This is a genomic window from Sphingobium sp. LB126 (genome assembly GCF_002795205.1).
In the GTDB taxonomy this organism is placed as follows: domain Bacteria; phylum Pseudomonadota; class Alphaproteobacteria; order Sphingomonadales; family Sphingomonadaceae; genus Sphingobium; species Sphingobium chungbukense.
This window is the reverse complement of the sequence record NZ_NETV01000001.1, coordinates 535,170-551,911: the sequence shown is the minus strand read 5'-3', so window position 1 is coordinate 551,911 and position 16,742 is coordinate 535,170. Positions and strand designations below refer to the sequence as shown.

15 protein-coding genes are annotated in these 16,742 nt (G+C 65.6%); 14 read left to right on the top strand and 1 reads right to left on the bottom strand.

Going from position 1 to position 16,742, the window contains the following annotated elements; translation table 11 throughout:
- The first annotated feature begins 756 nt into the window (after positions 1–756).
- Both CAF53_RS02605 and CAF53_RS02600 read left to right on the top strand, forming a co-directional pair.
- Positions 757–1,674 (top strand): toprim domain-containing protein, encoded by a 918-nt coding sequence (locus CAF53_RS02605; protein ID WP_100237239.1) that lies wholly within the window; start codon positions 757–759, stop codon positions 1,672–1,674.
- A 31-nt stretch (positions 1,675–1,705) separates the two neighbouring features.
- The gene (locus tag CAF53_RS02600; protein WP_100237238.1) at positions 1,706–2,707 is read left to right on the top strand and encodes a hypothetical protein; all 1,002 of its coding nucleotides are present in this window, start codon (positions 1,706–1,708) and stop codon (positions 2,705–2,707) included.
- A 69-nt stretch (positions 2,708–2,776) separates the two neighbouring features.
- Here CAF53_RS02600 and CAF53_RS02595 read toward each other — a convergent pair whose 3' ends face one another.
- Positions 2,777–2,959: a hypothetical protein gene (locus CAF53_RS02595; protein ID WP_100237237.1), complete on the bottom strand. Its 183-nt coding sequence runs from the start codon at positions 2,957–2,959 to the stop codon at positions 2,777–2,779.
- Positions 2,960–3,231: 272 nt separating this feature from the next.
- Here CAF53_RS02595 and CAF53_RS02590 point away from each other — a divergent pair, with 272 nt between their 5' ends.
- The 12 genes from CAF53_RS02590 (at position 3,232) to CAF53_RS02535 (ending at position 16,686) form a co-directional block, all read left to right on the top strand.
- Complete coding sequence (locus CAF53_RS02590; RefSeq protein WP_197707344.1) at positions 3,232–3,762, top strand: hypothetical protein; 531 nt, start codon at positions 3,232–3,234, stop codon at positions 3,760–3,762.
- A gap of 172 nt (positions 3,763–3,934) precedes the next feature.
- Entirely contained in the window at positions 3,935–4,516 is a 582-nt protein-coding gene (locus tag CAF53_RS02585; protein ID WP_100237236.1) for a hypothetical protein, read from the top strand.
- A 92-nt stretch (positions 4,517–4,608) separates the two neighbouring features.
- Positions 4,609–5,307 carry a hypothetical protein gene (locus CAF53_RS02580; protein ID WP_100237235.1) on the top strand — a complete coding sequence of 233 codons (699 nt, stop codon included), beginning with the start codon at positions 4,609–4,611 and terminating at the stop codon, positions 5,305–5,307.
- Between the two features lie 148 nt (positions 5,308–5,455).
- Positions 5,456–7,114 carry a PRTRC system ParB family protein gene (locus tag CAF53_RS02575; RefSeq protein ID WP_242443372.1) on the top strand — a complete coding sequence of 553 codons (1,659 nt, stop codon included), beginning with the start codon at positions 5,456–5,458 and terminating at the stop codon, positions 7,112–7,114.
- A 34-nt stretch (positions 7,115–7,148) separates the two neighbouring features.
- Positions 7,149–7,580: a PRTRC system protein E gene (locus tag CAF53_RS02570; RefSeq protein ID WP_100237234.1), complete on the top strand. Its 432-nt coding sequence runs from the start codon at positions 7,149–7,151 to the stop codon at positions 7,578–7,580.
- A 45-nt stretch (positions 7,581–7,625) separates the two neighbouring features.
- Positions 7,626–7,835 (top strand): PRTRC system protein C, encoded by a 210-nt coding sequence (locus CAF53_RS02565; protein ID WP_100237233.1) that lies wholly within the window; start codon positions 7,626–7,628, stop codon positions 7,833–7,835.
- Positions 7,835–8,053 carry a hypothetical protein gene (locus CAF53_RS02560; RefSeq protein ID WP_242443371.1) on the top strand — a complete coding sequence of 73 codons (219 nt, stop codon included), beginning with the start codon at positions 7,835–7,837 and terminating at the stop codon, positions 8,051–8,053. Before CAF53_RS02565 ends, CAF53_RS02560 begins: the two co-directional genes overlap by 1 nt.
- Positions 8,054–8,075: 22 nt before the next feature.
- Complete coding sequence (locus tag CAF53_RS02555) at positions 8,076–8,993, top strand: hypothetical protein (RefSeq protein ID WP_242443370.1); 918 nt, start codon at positions 8,076–8,078, stop codon at positions 8,991–8,993.
- A 7-nt stretch (positions 8,994–9,000) separates the two neighbouring features.
- On the top strand, positions 9,001–9,837 hold the full coding sequence (locus tag CAF53_RS02550) for a PRTRC system protein B (RefSeq protein ID WP_100237231.1): 837 nt from the start codon (positions 9,001–9,003) through the stop codon (positions 9,835–9,837).
- Positions 9,834–10,493, top strand: coding sequence for a PRTRC system protein A (locus tag CAF53_RS02545; protein ID WP_242443369.1), 660 nt, complete (start codon positions 9,834–9,836; stop codon positions 10,491–10,493). The genes CAF53_RS02550 and CAF53_RS02545 overlap by 4 nt, the downstream gene beginning before the upstream one ends.
- Entirely contained in the window at positions 10,483–11,241 is a 759-nt protein-coding gene (locus tag CAF53_RS02540; RefSeq protein WP_100237230.1) for a PRTRC system ThiF family protein, read from the top strand. Before CAF53_RS02545 ends, CAF53_RS02540 begins: the two co-directional genes overlap by 11 nt.
- A gap of 297 nt (positions 11,242–11,538) precedes the next feature.
- Positions 11,539–16,686, top strand: a complete 5,148-nt coding sequence (locus CAF53_RS02535; RefSeq protein WP_100237229.1) for a lactate dehydrogenase — start codon at positions 11,539–11,541, stop codon at positions 16,684–16,686.
- Positions 16,687–16,742 lie beyond the last annotated feature (56 nt).

Below are 16,742 nucleotides of genomic sequence, written 5' to 3'. Positions count from 1 at the left end.
ACTGAGTTACCGATTTCGGCATTTACCTGCCCCTTCAGAGGTCTCTCCGCGCTTGCTTTTGGTCCACCCAAGCGCGACTCGGACTCGCGATTTGCGCGCCTTCTTCTGAGAGGCCAGGGTCGGGTCCGACTGAGCGATGATCCTCAAGTCTACGCGCGCGTTGGCTGTCTCACGGTGGGGAGCAAATTAACGGATATCGCGGGTCTTGACCTTGATTCCCTCGACCGGCCGACCTGGAACGATGCCCGGTCCCAGCTTGAGGTCAGGGTCGAACAGATCGCGCGGGCGGAGGGCAAGCGACCGCGAACCCGGGTCCCGAGGATCAGGCCCGATGCCATGCTTGACCACGTCCGCCCGGCTGTGGAAGAAACCGTCAACCAGCGCATGATGCTGCTGGAGATGGGACAGGCGCTGGGCGCCCAGTGGCGGTCCTAATCCGCCGGCAGATGGTCCGCGCTCATCGCCTATCCGATTGAGAGGTTGACGGCTGCCCGCTGGCGCGGGCACCACGGCTCTATCGCTGCTGCGCAGCGACCAAGCTCCGGCTGCGCCGGATCTTGGCCCTCGCGGGTGACGATCTGCTGCCGGGGCGTGGTGGCGCCGGGGCAGGCGGGAGTGGCGCGATACCCCTGATCGGAAACCACGACGCTCCGACCGTTCAAGCACCGACGAGCGCATCGCATGCGACGGGAGGGAAGGGGGCGGTGGGTGGCGCCGTTTAGCGGCGCGCCCATCACACATCACTGGAGTTCCCCCATGTCCACCGGACAGCGCAACCTCTTGCTCGAATCCGCCGGCAAAGACCTGGTCCATAGACTCGGCGGCCATTGGAACGACGACCACGGCATGTGTTGCTGCCCCGCCCACGCCGACAGGACGCCCAGCCTCTCGGTTCGCGTCGGCGACCGTAGCCTCCTCTTCAAATGCTTCGGTGGCTGCGACACGGCCGACGTCCTGCGCCAGTTGCGGAACATGCGTCTCGCAGTGCCGACCGATCCGACTGCCTCGGTCTCCTCCAATCCGCGGCCTGACTCTGACCGGATGCGCGAACGGGCCCGCGAAATCTGGGATCAGGCCCAGCCGATTACGGGCGGACCCGCCGCGCGCTATCTGCTCAGCCGCGGACTGACAGCGCTACCCGCGGCCCTGCGCTACCATCCCCGCACCCCGTTCGGGCGAGGCCGTTCCGCGCGCTATCGCCCTGCGATCGTCGCGGCCGTCGCCGAGCCTCGCCGGTTCACCGGCATCCAGCGGCTGTTCATCGAACCCGATGGAGCGAGCCTGGCGATGGACCTCGAAAAGTCCAAATGGGGGCTCGCCCGCCCGCTCGGCGGCGCCGTGCAGCTCGCGCCCGCCGGCCCGGTGCTCGGCCTCGCCGAGGGCGTCGAAACCGCGATGTCGGCCACCTTCCTGCTCGGCATTCCGGTCTGGGCCGCACTTGGAAGCGAACGGCTGCACCAGATCATCATCCCGTCCGTGGTTCGGCACCTGATCCTCCTGCCCGACAATGATCGCGCGGGGCGGATCGCCGTGCCGCGTTCCCGGGCTGCCTATGCCGACAGCACCTTCGATCTTGGTCTCGAATGGCCCTGGGGCTGCCTGAACGACTGGAACAACGTCCTGCACAGGCCTGACCTTTGGGAGGGGAGGGGGGCGGTGGTTGCTCGGGGCTGAGGCATCGCGCCGGTCCGCGGAGAGATCTCCCATGGCAATCGAAATCATCGTCGGACTGCCTCACCTCAATGAGGGTCCGATCCTCGAACGTGTGCGGGATCTCGGGCAACCCGCGCTCGTTTCCGCAAACGCACTTTCATGGTGGTCGACGGTCAGGGGTTGGCCCGAATGGCTCGGCTGGCGCATCGCCAAGCTCGCCCACGCCAATGGCCTGGCCTCCCTCGATCTCGACAGCGCCGGGTTCGTCGCCATGAAACGCTATGGTGGCTTCGCCTGGAGCATCGACCAATATTTCCAGCTCGCATCTGCATTCCCGTTCCGGCGCATTGCGAGCCTGGATTATTGCACCGAACATGAAATCGCCGAGGACCGTGAGGAAGTGCTCGACCGCATCTCCCGCACGATACGCGCCAACCGCGACTGCCGTGACCGCGCCGCCGATCTCGGTCTCCAGGACCGCTTCATGCCGGTCCTGCAGGGACGCACGCCCGCTGACTATGAGCGCTGCGCCGATGGTCTCTGGTGGTCGATGCGGCCAGGCGCCGTCGTCGGCGTCGGCAGCATGTGCCGGCGCGAGGTCGGCGGACCCAACGGTCTGGTCGCTGTGGTCGACCATCTCGATAGCATCCTCCCGCGCGGTGTCCGCCTTCATATCTTCGGCGCCAAGGGTGCCGCATTGCCATGGCTGAAGGCGTTCGGCGATCGCGTGGCCTCCATCGATTCCCAGGCATATGGCGTGGCCGCTCGGCGCGACGCCTATCGCAGACGCATCTCGAAGTCAGACAAGCTGGTCGCCGACCACCTTCAGCGCTGGTGCGAACGTCAATTCGAGCGCCTTGACGAGCCCGCCCGACGCATCCCCCGCATCATCCAACCGATCGAGGCTCCACCGATCCTGGATCCATGGGAAACCGCCGTCGCTACAGCCCGCGAAGAAATCCGTGCCCTCATCGAAAGCGGCAATCTCGACCATGACGAGATGACGAACGGTTGGATCGAGCAATGGGCGGCGGACATCTATCACGCCGCCTAGTGACGCATACCGCCGAGGTAGCAGTCCCGGTCGAAAATCTGTGCCCGCACCAGCAGAGCAGGCGATGCATCAGGTCAACGATGATCGCGATGATGGCGCGCCGTCCGCTTGGCAGATGTTCCAAAATTCGTCGATATTGGTGAGACCGGGCTTCCTCGACTTGCTCCACACCTCGATCGCCTGCAGCAGAAAGCGCCTAGTGCTGTCATCGTCGGCGACGCCGATCGGTTGATACAGAACAGGCAGATTCATCCCGAGGGGGCCATCTCTTCCTTGAGGATGGCGAAAACCGGCGCGCGATTTCGCCAATTCTGCGCACCCAATCTACGCCGGGCGCCACGCGCGCGCAAGCGCCCCGCGTGACGAACACGCCTCGACCGATGGCTGCGCCCGCCACCAAATCGACCGGCCCCCGCTGAACCGGATTGGCAGGGGGAGGGGGGCGGCAGGCGGTGGGCGTGTGGCGCACAGGACGCGGCCACGCTGCCCGTTCCCATCACCCTTGGAACAGAAGGAGCGCGCCCATGCGCGATACCGTTGCTCCCGTTCGCTCTCGCTCGGACCGCGTGGAAGTACGCAATCCGATCCTGGCACTCCCAGCCTTCAAAGCACTCCAGACCCTTGATCCCGATGTGCGCGCGCTGCTCGCCGCGCTTCTCCTTGACCTGCAGCGCGACGCACGCGCCCGCGCGAAACAATGTTGGGACAAGCACAAGCCGCCCATGGCCGCCTATTGGGCAGCCGCCGGCGTTATCGCTGGCCATCTTGCAAGGGTGCTTCGCCCGCGCTCCAGTCGACGCGCCACGCGCCTTCGCATGGTGCTGCGCCAGCCCGGATTTGCCGACGAAGTCGCCGTGGACTGGGCCGACGCCTCCCGTCGCTATTGCCGGCGACGCGATCGATCCGGTCTCGGCGCGAACGGCTTCCCCGACGGCGCGATCCTGCTGGCCGATATTCCCATCGGCCGCGTCAGCTACAACGGCCGCATCTGGCCCAAGGCCACCTGGGTCCCGGATATGACGCCCATCTACGACAACCGTCCGCCCATGGATTGAGCCGACAACCGGTATCCACCCGGGCGGCCCTCCCGGCGCGCCCGCACCGAAGGGGAGGGAGTGGGGGTGTGGCGCGGCGGATGGCGGACGTCACCCGCCGACAGCCACCATCCGACAACCTGCCGCGCCGGCCCTATCGCGCCGGCGCGCCCAATTGCCAGGAGCATCTGTCATGTCGACCAATCTCGTTCCGGGCGCGCGCAACTATGCGGTGCGCATCGAATATCTGAGCGGCACCGAAATATTCGCCGTCGAGACCCACATCCTCGCCATCACCGATCGCGACGATATCCGCGCCATGGCCAGCGGGCTCGCGGCCGAGAGCACCTACGCGAACGATCGCATTCCCGACTTGAACTGGTCGATCACCATCGATCCGGTCGACCCCGACGACCCGGACACGCCGCCGCCCGGGTCCGCCCTCATGCCCAAATGCCCCGTCTGCGGCCATCATGACATCACGCGCGAAGGCACGGTCCGCTGGGATGCCGTCAACCAGAACTGGTATCTGGCCGCCATCGCCGAGATTGAACTTTGCGAGAATTGCGGCGCCGAAGACAAAGGCCTCGCCCAATGGGTCTCGATCGACGAGACCGGCCATGACCAATTCCTGCGCCTGGTCGCGCAAATCCTGGGCGAGGACAGCCTTCCGCAGGACCTCACGTTCAGGCTCCTCTGCTCCCCGCTGTTCAACCGTTTGACGGTCGAGCAAGCCGCGGCGGAGTGGCGTCTTTCGCAAGGTGCCAGAGCCTGAGCGAACGCGGCCGCCGACGCGCCGCATCTCTCCCATCGTTCCCTTCACCGGCGACTGCCGATCCGGCAGCCTATTTCCGAAAGCCATTTCCCATGCGCAGTTTCACCAAGCATGATCTCGTGCAGCTCCTCGCACGGGCGCACGACGTCATTCAATCGCCCGCAAATTTCAGCGCGGCGCTTATCGCCGAGGTTCAGGCCGACCTCGCTTCCGTCCAGGAGCACCTCGAGACCCAGGAGGTGCCCTGGTCCCTCGATATCCATGTGGGCCATATCGACCACCAGGCGGGCTTCAATTTCTACGCGGGCCTCTCCCGCGCCGCGCTCATGGCACAGATGGCCGTTCATTGCCGCGAGTGGTGGCAGGCCATCAACGTCGAGACCGATCCGCGGACATTGTCCGACGAAGCCACGGTCCTGACTTACTTCAATCACCATCCCGAGGAATATTTCGCGACGGAGTGCATCTCCATCGATGGTCACGAAATGTCCGACGAACCGGTGATCGAGACCAGCCGCCTTCTTGTCCTCTCTACCTTCCACTTGCGGCAGACGACGGCCGCCGCGCTCGAGATCGCGGCCAAGCTGCCGCCCGAGGCGCGCCTGCTGACGATCGGCGACACCGGCTGGGGTTTCCTCGCGATAACGCCGCCCACCGACCGACTGGCACAGATCGACATCCCTGCGGACCTGCGATCCGCCCTCACGTTCGCGTCGGTCCGGGGATGCCAGGGCCTCCTCTTCGACCGCGACGCGCCAGCCGTCGACACACTCGCAACCTTCGATTGGTGACGCCCGCCCACGGGGAAGGGGAGGGAGTGGGGCGGGAGGGGCGCAGGTGATCGCGACGCGATCGCAGCGCGCCCGAACCAGCCCCATGCCGGCGCGCCCGCCGCCTCCGCTTCCTGACCGCCGGCCACAGCCCACAAGGAGACCTACCGTGGACACGCAGCAAAATGAGTTTCCGACAATCCTCCCCCTCTCCAAGATCGTCAAGGGAGACAATCCCCGCCGCTATTTCGACAAGCAGAAACATGCCGAGCTGGTCGTCTCGTTGCAACTTCGCGGCCTGATCCAGCCGATCCTGCTTCGACCGGCGGGCGACCTCATTGACAGCTATTCCATCGTCGTCGGCGAACGGCGCTGGCGGGCCGCGCTGGAAGCGTTCGGCCGCGACGGCGAGATCCCGGTGCTCATCCGCGAGATGACCGATCAGGAAGCGCTCGACGCCGCGATCGCCGAGAACGAAGACCGGGACGACCCTTCCGAAACGGAGCAAGCCGACGCCGCCGTCCGCTACCTCGCCGCGTGCCAGGGCGACCGTGCCGAAGCCGCCCGGCGGCTGGGATGGTCCCGGGCAAAATTCGATCGCCGCATGGCGCTCGCGGAACTTTCGGACCCGGTGAAGCTCGCACTCGACGAACGCCGGATCAAGGTGGGGCACGCCGAGCTGCTCGCCGCCATTCCGGCCGACAAGCAGGAAAAGGCACTCGATACGATCCTGACGGCGAACCTCGACGTGAACAAGACACGCGAGCTTCTCGCCCGCGTCACGCAGAGCCTCGCCAGCGCCTGTTTCGACAAGGCCGAATGCCTCGCGTGCCCGTTCAACTCGAGCACGCAGCGCGTCCTCTTCGAGACCCATGTCGATGATGGCAACTGCACCAACCCCACGTGCTTCCAGCTCAAGACCGAAGCGGTCGAGCAGGCCCGCCGCGAGGAATTGCAGCGGGCTGCCGATGCCGCCCAGGTCGACATCGCCGCAGCATCCGACGACATGGACGATGGCGACGAGGATGACGATCTCGACGTGGATGATGTCGTCGGCGTGATCGTCTCGGCCGAATCCGCAGAACAGCCTGGCGATCCCGCCTCGGTCCCGGCTCAGACCACCACGGGCGTCGCAACGTCGAAGCCGGCCACTGTGGCGAGCAGCGATACCGGCGCGCAGAAATCGACGGTCTCCGCCAGATCGCTCGCCCGCCGCACCGCCGAGCTTCGTGAAGCGATGTGGCGCACGGCACTCGCGCGGGCTCTGGCCGGCAATGCCGAGCGCGCCCACACGACGATCCTTGTCGCGGCGATGTCCGGGACCCTGTCGCAGATCAAGGCCGACACGCTTACCTCGCGCTCCAGCTTGCTGGTCGGCGCCTCGTTCCCGGACATGAACTATAGCTCCCAGATCGCGGAAATCCGCGCCCTTGCGCCTCGCCAGGCGGAAATCATCCTCTCGGTCATCGGCGCCGCCTACGCCAAGGATGTTGCCGCCTTCGAGCATGTCGCCGACCTTGCCCGCACCTTCGATGTCGACCTGCGCGATATATGGCACGTCGATCAGCCGTTCCTCGACCGTTACACCAAGGAGGAACTGAAGTTCATCGCCATGGAATGCGGCTTGATCGTGCACATGGGCGAGAAAGCATTCGCCCGGCTTCTCGCCGCCAAGAAGACCGACCTCATCCTCGGCATGCTCAACGCGACCGGCTTCGTCTGGGCCGGGCGACTGCCGAGCTGCATGACCCTGGACGGCAATTACGGCCCGCCGCCGGCACGCACCCTGCCGGATGCGGATGCGCCGGCCACCGCCATCGCCGCCTGACGATTTTCCTCAATCCCACAAAGGACCGAATGCCATGCTGATCGCTACTCTGCTTCCCTTGCTGACGCGCTATTCGCTCAGCTTCGACCTCATCGCCGCGCCTGACGGCACCGTCACGCTGACGATCATTCCGCGCAAGGCCGAGGGCGCGGCCCGCAGCCTCGACAAGAGCGAAAGCCGTCCGATTTCGATCACCGCAAGCGCCGCGGAGATCGACGCGGAACTCGGGCGCGGGGCCGACGGTGCGCTCGGGCAGCTTGTCGCCTCCCGCAAGGCCCTCGCCGACCAGCTCGCCGATCAGCACCAGGCGACTGAGGCAGCGCGCACCGCCGCGTCCGAAGCGGCGAAGGCAAAGGCCGCAGCCGTCAAACCCAAGGTCCCTGCGCCCTCGGTCGCCGTCAAGGCCCCGGCGCTCCCGAGCCTGCCGACCGACGCCAAACCCGGCGAGCCCGCCACCCTCTTCTGACGACGCAGGCCGACACGTCCACGATCACCAGCCGGGAGGCTCACCATGCAGATTGAAGTTCTCACTCGCGCCTATCGCTACGACGGCATCGACCTTCCGGTGCCGTCGCACCTTGCCGACGATCCGCAAGGCCTGCGCGCCTACCACACAACCCTCTATCCGCAGATCCTCAATGCCGAGATGGTGGATGCCGGGCTTCAGGGCACCGCGCACGTCACCGAATATCGGCGCGCGGTCGGCACCAAGGGCAGATGATGGCAGCCGCCCCAGACGCCATTCCCGCCGCCCCCCGCAAAACCCTCATCGAATGGATCGAGCATGATGGCGACGCGACCGATATCACGCGACCGACCTGCGACATCCGGGTCCAGGCCTTCCACTTGCGGTTCGCCACAGAGCCGGGCGACCGGACGGGGCAGGAGGCCGAACCCCTCCGTCCGCCACCCGGCCTGCGCCTCCCTCCGCTCGGCTGACCTGGCGGGGCGATCGGTCAAGTTGTCGCCGGCCGTTCCGGCGATTTTCGACGAACCGCTCGCCCCGCATCACCGGCTGGTCGGCCGCTGGGTTCTTTCACGTGGCGGCCCCACGGGCGCGTTCACCCGGGTCGGCGCGCGCCGGCAGATCGAGCAGGTCTTCATCGGTGCGGTCCGCGAAATCCTCGACCCGATCGACCTTGCCGAGCTGAGGGTCAGCGTCCTTCATGGCGAGGGGGCCAATCCACCGGCCATCGGCGTGTTCTGCTCCAGCGCCGGACAACTCGACCTCGGCTGGATCGAGGATAGCGATGCTCCCATTCCCTGGCGCGCCGCCGCCTATCAGGCGCTCGAGGAGACCCTCGGCCGCGTTCTCCCGGTCTTTGGCTACGACGACCTATTCGAGGAGATCGCCATGTATTATTGGGAGGGCGAAACCGACGACGAAGCCGCCCGGCAGTGCCTGATCAACTATCACGGCGCCGATCCCGACGATCTCGACGAGATGTCCCTTCCGTGCGAGATGAACGCGCGCCGTCCCGATTGGATGCTCTGCGAAAACGCAGCGCCGCTCTGCGACCTGCCGGATGGCCTGCGCACCAGGATCGAAAGGCTCCGCAGCGGACACAGCGCCGTCAACGCCGTCGACCCGGAGCATGACGCCTGGCAGTTCGAGTCGGAGACGCTCTCGGACTATGTGGAGGGCCTGGACGAATGCGCGCACCTCCCGCCGCTAACGCTCGTACCGGCCGAGCACTTCGCTCGCGAACTCGACGACGTCGGCCGTCACGGCATGGAAATGGGCTTCACGGACGCGGCAGGCCTTTATGCGCTGTCCGACGCAGACTGCATCGACGACTGGTTCACGTCCCTGAAGCTCGGCGTGCAATTCCTGATCTCCGCGCAAGACCTCATCAACCTCGACCCAAGCATTTTGTGAGGCACCAATGCCCGAACATTTGACCCATTTCGAAGGCACCGCCGGCGCGCTGGTGCTGTCCGACGCGATCCTGCTCTATCGCACGCAGACACCGTGCGGATCCAACTCATTTGGCACATCGCGACCGAAGTCCGGCGCGTTCGCCAGCATCCACCCCGTCGAACTCGATGATGCAGGTCAGCCGACGATCGGCGCCGGCACGCCACTTTCCCGCGCGCGCCTTCGTGATTGGACCGAGGCGCTGGAGCGGTCCGTCCAACCCGAGATATTGCCGGCGAACGTGCTGGTTGCCCATCGGGACATGCTCGCCTGGTGGACTCCCGCTCAGGTCAGGCCCGCCTTTTTCGCGCTGTCGAACCCGCCGGCGAACCTCCGGGCGCTCTCCGGCCGGGCGGTCGCGCCGGTTCCCTATCCGCCGCATCTCTTCGTTGCCACCCGAACCAATCTCGGCGTCTATGCCCTCCCGGCGAGCGAGCGCCCGACCGCCGACACGCCGGTATTGCGCTCGCCGATCCTCAATGTCTTCTCGAACGGACATCTGTGCTGGGGCAATATCCCACAGCCGACGGCGCTGATCGTCGCGTCGATCCCGGACTACGAACAGGCGGTGTTCGATTCCTGGTCGACACACCTCAATCCCGGCCAGGAACGGACGCTCACCGGCAAGGGAAGCCTTGTCAGGCTCTGGGACGATCTGGCCGCGCGCCGGGCAACCGACTTTCCGGTCCAACGGCTCAGGCCGTTCGCTGACGAACTTCAGCACCAACCCTTCCGCGGCGCGAAGCGCGGCGCCCCGGCGTCGAAGACCGTCGCCCAGATCATCGCCGAAAGCACCCAGCCATGACCATGCTCGCAGAAGATCCGACGGCCGCCGCGCTTCTCGACGACGTGCCCTGTTACCCGGTCCCGCCATATGGACGATCGCCCGCTCTCGACGCGCTGCGCGCCTCCCGTGCCGGGCGAGGTCTCGCCGTCGGGGCGGACGGCGTCATGCTGATCTTGCGCAGGCCTTGGCTCGCGCTCGATATTCCCGTGACGCCAGCCATTGCCTCCTATCTTCCCTATGGCGCCGCCGGCACGCCCAAGGCGGAGCTGCGGTGCGGGCTGATCCCGCGCGAACATCTCGACCGGATCGTCGATTGCTTCCACGCGGCCTTGCCCAACGAACATGCCGCATTCATTCTGTGGAACGAAGCAACAGGGACGTTTGCGGTGGACTTCCCGGCAATCGACGAGGCCACGCCGTCGCGACTGGTCTATCGTCCCCCGATCCTCTCCGCCGGCTGGCACGTCGTCTGCGACATCCACAGCCACGGGCATGGCCCGGCCTATTTCAGCGCGACCGACGATGAAGACGACCTTCACGCGACCAAGATCGCGCTGGTCATCGGGAGCCTCGGCCGACCCCTCGGACCGAGCACGGCGTCGCGCCTCTGTGCCGCCGGCATGTTCCTGCCCCTGCCGCGCAGCCCATTTTCAGGAGAGCGCCATGAAGCCTGATGTTCCGGATCGCCATTTCCTTCCCGCCGCCTTCAACAATCGCACCGCCAAGATCCTGCTGGTCGGCTGTGGCGGCAACGGCGCGCAGATGCTGATGGGGCTCGCATCGCTCGACACGGCACTACGCGCGATCTCATCCAGGTCGCTCCATGTCACCGTGGCCGACGACGATATCGTCACCGAGGCCAATCTCGGTCGGCAACCCTTCTATCGGTGCGATATCGGCAATTCCAAGGCGATCACGCTCACCGAGCGGATCAACCTGGCCCATGGCCTCGACTGGCATGCGGTTCATGGCCGCGCGCCGGATGCGATCGGCGTCAGCGGCGCTGATATGCTCATTTCGTGCGTCGACACGGCCTCCGCCCGGCGCGCGCTTGGTGGCTCAATCGCAACTGCCCGGTCCAAACCGGTCTATTGGATGGATCTCGGCAATCGGGCGAGCGACGGGCAATATCTGATTGGTTCCCCGAGCCGTCCATCCGGCGCGAACCGGCGGCGCCTTCCAACGGTGCTCGAATATTTCCCCGAGCTTGCCGACGACAGCGTGCCCGACGACGATGCCCCGTCCTGCTCGGTCGCCGAGGCGCTCGCACGCCAATCCCTGTTCGTCAACCGCGTCGTCGCGAGCCACGCACTGGCTCTTCTGTTCGACCTGTTCGGGCGCGGTTCGATCGGCCACGCGGGCGCCTTCCTCAACCTCGCCACCGGCCAGGCCGTCCCGATCCCCTTGCCCCGAGCCAACTGACACCGCCGGCCCGACAATTTGCGCCCCACAGAAGCCCGGCCATCGGCGGGCCGCCCTTTCGATCGGTGAAGATCTGACCGGAGGGAAGGGGGAGGGTCTGTTGTCGCGCGGGGTATGACCGGGTCGTTGCCCGATGAAACGCTGGCGTTTCGCCGCCGGCGTTCCGGGGCAAACCGATCCCAGCCTCGCGCTCGCACCCACCACCAACCCATCTGACGCGCCGATAGCGCATCGGGCTCCCGCACGCTCGCGGGGCCACGCGCCGCCTGCGTATCCCATCGAAAAAGGAAGCATCCCATGCGAAACAGTGCCTCCGCGCTGGCTCTCCAGTTGTCCCTCGACTTCGACCATATCGTCGCGCTCGCCATCAACGGTGCCGCCCACGAGCCCAGGGACGTAACGCGCCTCGCGTCGACCATGGCCACCAGTGCTGCCGCCCCGCCGCCCGTCCGGCCAATCGACTTCCGCTTCGCCGCCGGACGCACTCTTGAGCGTTCGTGGAAAGGCCGAGCCGCCGACAATATCGAGGCCATCAGGCTGCTCAATCTCCTCGACCGGGAGCACCGGCGGCCGTCGCTCGCCGAGCAGGAGCGCATCGCCAGATTCATCGGCTTCGGCGCTTCCGAGCTTGCCAACAACATCTTCGCCCACGGCGCCGATGGCTACCGGCCGGGCTGGCAGGAGCTGGGCGAGAGCCTGGTCGCCGAAACGACCGATGCCGAACTCCAGTCGCTCAAGCGGGCAACCCAATATGCCCACTACACGCCCGAATATATCATCCGCGCCATGTGGGAAGCCGCCCGCACCCTCGGTTTCAGCGGCGGCCAGATCCTGGAGCCCGGTTGCGGTAGCGGCCTCTTCATGGGCCTGTGCCCGGACGATCTGACCGATGACACGGTGTTCGTCGGCATCGAGAACGACCCCGTGACCGCCCGGGTCGCCCGCGCTCTCTATCCCGATCAGGTCATTCGCTGCGCCGATTTCGATCAGGTCTCGCTGCCGCGCGATTTCGATCTCGCGATCGGCAATCCGCCATTCTCGAACCTCTCGATCCACAACCGGACGCCGCTCGGCCGCCTGGGGCTTTCCCTCCACGACTTCTTCATCGCGAAATCGCTCGAGCATCTCCGGCCCGGCGGCATCGCCATGTTCGTGACGTCGCGATACTCGCTCGACAAGAGCGACCCCAAAGCCCGTCGCCATATCAACGGCATCGCAAATTTCCTCGGCGCCGTTCGCTTGCCGAGCAAGGCGATGAAGGAGGAGGCCGGCACCGACGTCGTCGTCGACATCCTGCTCTTCCAGAAGCACGACCACGCCCTGTGCTCTCCCCCGCCGGACTGGATCGATCTTGCCGACGTCCCCGACAGCGATGAAGGATCCGGGCCGCTGCGGATCAACCGCTATTTCCTCGATCACCCCGACCACGTCCTCGGCGCCCATGAATGGCGCAGCGGCCAGTTCGGCATGGAATATGGCTGCGCCCCGGCACCCGGCGTCGATCTCGCGACCGCGCTCCCAGCCATGCTGCGCAGCATCGCGTTGCAGCATGAAGGCGTCTTCCATCCCATCGAACGCACAACCACGCTCCGCGATCAGTTCGACGTCGCCCTCGACCTCGACATAGGCACGGCCGCCGACGAAGCCGCGTTCAAGGAGGGAAGCTACCTCGTTTCGGGTGGCGTGCTCCATCAGATCGTCGATGGCGTGCCTTCCGTCGTCGGCGTGAAGTCCGGGCGAGGCGGCATCGGCCTGTTCCCCAAGCATGCCGAAATCATCAAGAGCCTGATCCCGATCCGGGATACGATCCGCACCATCCTGCGCGCCCAGCTCAATGATCGGCCCTATGCCGACGCCCAGGAGAAGCTGCTCAGCCGCTACCGGCAGTTCGTCAAGAAGCACGGCCCCATCAACCGGACCATCACGACGGTCCGCACCGATCCCGAATCCGGTGCCGAGAAGGAATATCAGCGCCGCCCCAACATCCAGCCGTTTCTCGACGATCCCGACGTCTGGCTGGTGGCCTCCATCGAGCATTACGATGAGAAGAACGACATCGGCACGCCCGGGCCGATCTTCACGGAACGCGTCGTCAAGCCGCCCGTCAAACACGAGATCCACTCGGCCCAGGATGCGCTGGCGCTCTCGCTCCACGACCGCGGCCGTGTCGACCTGTCCCTGATCGCCGGCCTGCTCGGCATCACCGAGGCACAGGCGCTCGCCGATCTGTCGGCCGACATCTATCTCGACCCCATCCGCACCACGCCCCATTTCGACCATTGGGTGCCCGCCGACGAAGCGCTTTCGGGGCCTGTGCGGACCAAGCTTGCCCTCGCGCGCGAGAAAATGCAGGCCGATCCGCGCTTCGGGGCGACCGCCACCGCGCTTGAGGCTGTCCAGCCGGTCGATCTGAAACCAAGCGAGATCACCGCGCGGCTCGGGGCACCGTGGGTTCCGACGGACATCATCGAAGCTTTCATCGCCCAGACGATGGAGGTCCAGACCCGCATCTACCACAATGTAACGCTGGCGAGCTGGACCGTCGACAAGACGCCATTCCAGGGGCACGTCAGCTCCACCTCGACCTGGGGCACGGCGCGGCGCAGCGCCGCCGACCTGCTCGAAGATGCGCTTAATTCAAGCATCCCCAAGATCTACGATGTCATCCGGGAGCCCGGCGGATTCGAGCGGCGCGAACTCAACACCACAGACACCGAAGCGGCCAAGGAGAAGCTCGCCGCCATCAAGTCGACCTTCGAGAAATGGGTCTGGCAGGAAAGCGATCGCGCCGACCGGCTGGTCCGCATCTACAACGACGCCTTCAACAACCTGGTGCCCCGCGCCTTCAATGGCCAGCACCTGACGCTGCCAGGCGCATCGACAACCATCAAGATGCGCGATCACCAGAAGCGCGTGATCTGGCGCATCGTCGCCGCCGGCTCGACCTATGTCGCGCACTCGGTCGGCGCGGGCAAGACCTTCAGCCTGTGCGCGGCCGTCATGGAGCAGCGCCGCCTCGGCCTTGTGAACAAGCCGATGATCGTCGTGCCCAACCACTGCCTGGCACAGATCGCGCGCGAGTTCCTGATGCTCTATCCAACAGCGCGCATCCTCGTCGCCGACGACACCAATTTCGCGAAGGAAAAGCGCCGACGCTTCCTCGCGCGCGCAACCACCGGCAATTGGGATGCGATCATCATCACCCATGACGCGTTCAAGTTCGTGCCGACACCGGCATCGTTCGAAAAAGCGATCATCGAAGATCAGCTCGACAGCTACGAGGGGCTGCTGACAAGCATCGACCAGCAAGACCGGGTCTCGCGCAAGCGGGTCGAACGGCTCAAGGAAGGCCTCAAGCAAAAACTCGAAAACCTGGCCGCCCGCAAGGACGACCTTGTGCATATCGGCGAGATCGGCATCGACCAGATCCTCGTCGACGAGGCGCAGCAATTCCGCAAGCTGACCTTCGCGACCAACCTGAGCGATCTCAAGGGCGTCGATCCGGAGGGCTCGCAGCGCGCCTGGGACCTCTATGTGAAGGTCCGATATCTCGCCGACATCAATCCCGGCCGCGAGCTGGTCCTGTCCTCGGGCACGCCCATCACCAACACGCTCGGCGAAATGTATACCGTGCAGCGCTTCATGCAGCCGGACGAGCTGACCGCCAAGGGCCTGCACGAGTTCGATGCCTGGGCCGCGACCTTCGGCGACACCCGCACCGAGCTGGAGTTGCAGCCAAGCGGCAACTACAAGCCCGTCACCCGCTTCTCCGAGTTCGTCAATGTCGCCGACTTGATGGCGATGTATCGCAGCTTCGCGGACGTGGTGCTGAAGGATGATTTACGCCAATATGTCCGCCTGCCCACCGTCCGCGGCGGCAAGCGGCAGATCATCGTCGCAAAGTCGGGCGCCCCCTTCAAGGCCTATCAGAAGGTGCTGGCCCGCCGCATCAAGGCCATCGAGACGCGCGGCGGACGCCCGCAAAAGGGCGACGACATCCTGCTGTCGGTGATCACCGACGGCCGGCACGCCGCGATCGATCTGCGCTTCGTCAACGCACAGGTCGGCAACGAGGAGGGGAACAAGCTCAATCTCCTCATCGAGAACGTCTATCGCATCTGGGCCGAAACCCGCGACAATCGCTATACGAACCCGGAAACCGGTCAGCCCTATCCGCTGCCCGGCGGTGCGCAGATGATCTTCTCCGATCTCGGCACCGAAGCCGCGCTCGAGACCAGGGGCTTTTCCGCCTATGTCTGGGCTCGCGACCGGCTGGTCGAAATGGGCGTTCCCGCCGACCAGATTGCGTTCGTCCAGCACTATAAGAAGCACAGCGCCAAGCAGCGCCTTTTCAACGACATAAACCATGGGCGCAAGCCCATCACCTTTGGCTCGACCGCCATGATGGGCACCGGCGCCAACGCGCAACAGCGCCTGGTCGCCATGCACCATCTCGATGTTCCCTGGCTGCCCTCCGACATCGAGCAGCGCGAAGGCAGGATCGAGCGCCAGGGCAACCAGAACGACGAGATCGAGCTCTACGGCTACGCCACCAGCGGCTCGATGGATGCGACCAACTGGCAAATGCTCGAACGCAAGGCACGCTTCATCAACATGGCGATGTCAGGCGACCGTTCCATCCGCCGCATCGAGGACGTCAGCTCCAACGTCAATCAGTTCGCGCTCGCAAAAGCCCTCGCGTCCGGTGACGACCGGCTGATGCGGAAAGCCGGCCTCGATGCCGAGATCGCGCGCCTGCTCCGCCTGCGCGATGCCCATGTCGACGACCAGTTCAACGTCCGGCGGACCATCGCGCGAACGAAGGACGCGATCAAGGAAACACATCAGCATATCGCACACCTCGAAGCCGATGTCGGCCGTCGCACCCTCCCGGACGGCGACGGGATCATCCTCGCCCCCGATGAGAACACGATCATCACCGATCGCCGGGCTGCGGGCGAGCGCATGCTCGCTCAGGCAACCCAGATGCGCCACGCCGGAACGCCCGCCCGCTGGAAACTCGGCACCTTGAACGGCATCGACATCGAACTCGCCGGCCATCTCGACGGGCCGGAGAGAGCATGCGCACTGACCACCATCATCTCCGCCCGCCACCGCGGCGAACGCTGTGCCTTCGAAATCAGCGACCGGACGCGGTGGGGCACCCTGATCGGGCGGATCGACTCCTCCATCCGCAATCTCGACAACGATCTCGCCAACGCGCGGGCCAGTCTCGAAGCCGACGAGCGGCGACTCCCTGCCTTCGAGGCGCGCCTCGGTCAGGACTTCACAGACGAAGCGTTGCTCGAAGAGAAACTCCAGGAACTGACGCAACTGGAAGCAGATCTCGCCACCACCAAGGGCGAGTTCGAACCCGGAAACGATGACGAAGCGCTCGTGTCCGCGCCCGAACCCGACGGTTCTCTCCTCTCGCAAGCCGCCTGACCCCCCGGGGCTGCGCGAATGCCGAACCCGGATACCCGGCCGCGCAGCCCTGACCG

Excerpts from the sequence above, each read along its gene's own strand:
- CAF53_RS02605 (WP_100237239.1), top strand. The coding sequence starts at position 757 with ATGTCCACCGGACAGCGCAACCTCTTGCTCGAATCCGCCGGCAAAGAC.
- CAF53_RS02600 (WP_100237238.1), top strand. The coding sequence starts at position 1,706 with ATGGCAATCGAAATCATCGTCGGACTGCCTCACCTCAATGAGGGTCCG.
- CAF53_RS02595 (WP_100237237.1), bottom strand. The coding sequence starts at position 2,959 with ATGAATCTGCCTGTTCTGTATCAACCGATCGGCGTCGCCGACGATGAC.
- CAF53_RS02590 (WP_197707344.1), top strand. The coding sequence starts at position 3,232 with ATGCGCGATACCGTTGCTCCCGTTCGCTCTCGCTCGGACCGCGTGGAA.
- CAF53_RS02585 (WP_100237236.1), top strand. The coding sequence starts at position 3,935 with ATGTCGACCAATCTCGTTCCGGGCGCGCGCAACTATGCGGTGCGCATC.
- CAF53_RS02580 (WP_100237235.1), top strand. The coding sequence starts at position 4,609 with ATGCGCAGTTTCACCAAGCATGATCTCGTGCAGCTCCTCGCACGGGCG.
- CAF53_RS02570 (WP_100237234.1), top strand. The coding sequence starts at position 7,149 with ATGCTGATCGCTACTCTGCTTCCCTTGCTGACGCGCTATTCGCTCAGC.
- CAF53_RS02565 (WP_100237233.1), top strand. The coding sequence starts at position 7,626 with ATGCAGATTGAAGTTCTCACTCGCGCCTATCGCTACGACGGCATCGAC.
- CAF53_RS02560 (WP_242443371.1), top strand. The coding sequence starts at position 7,835 with ATGGCAGCCGCCCCAGACGCCATTCCCGCCGCCCCCCGCAAAACCCTC.
- CAF53_RS02550 (WP_100237231.1), top strand. The coding sequence starts at position 9,001 with ATGCCCGAACATTTGACCCATTTCGAAGGCACCGCCGGCGCGCTGGTG.
- CAF53_RS02545 (WP_242443369.1), top strand. The coding sequence starts at position 9,834 with ATGACCATGCTCGCAGAAGATCCGACGGCCGCCGCGCTTCTCGACGAC.
- CAF53_RS02540 (WP_100237230.1), top strand. The coding sequence starts at position 10,483 with ATGAAGCCTGATGTTCCGGATCGCCATTTCCTTCCCGCCGCCTTCAAC.
- CAF53_RS02535 (WP_100237229.1), top strand. The coding sequence starts at position 11,539 with ATGCGAAACAGTGCCTCCGCGCTGGCTCTCCAGTTGTCCCTCGACTTC.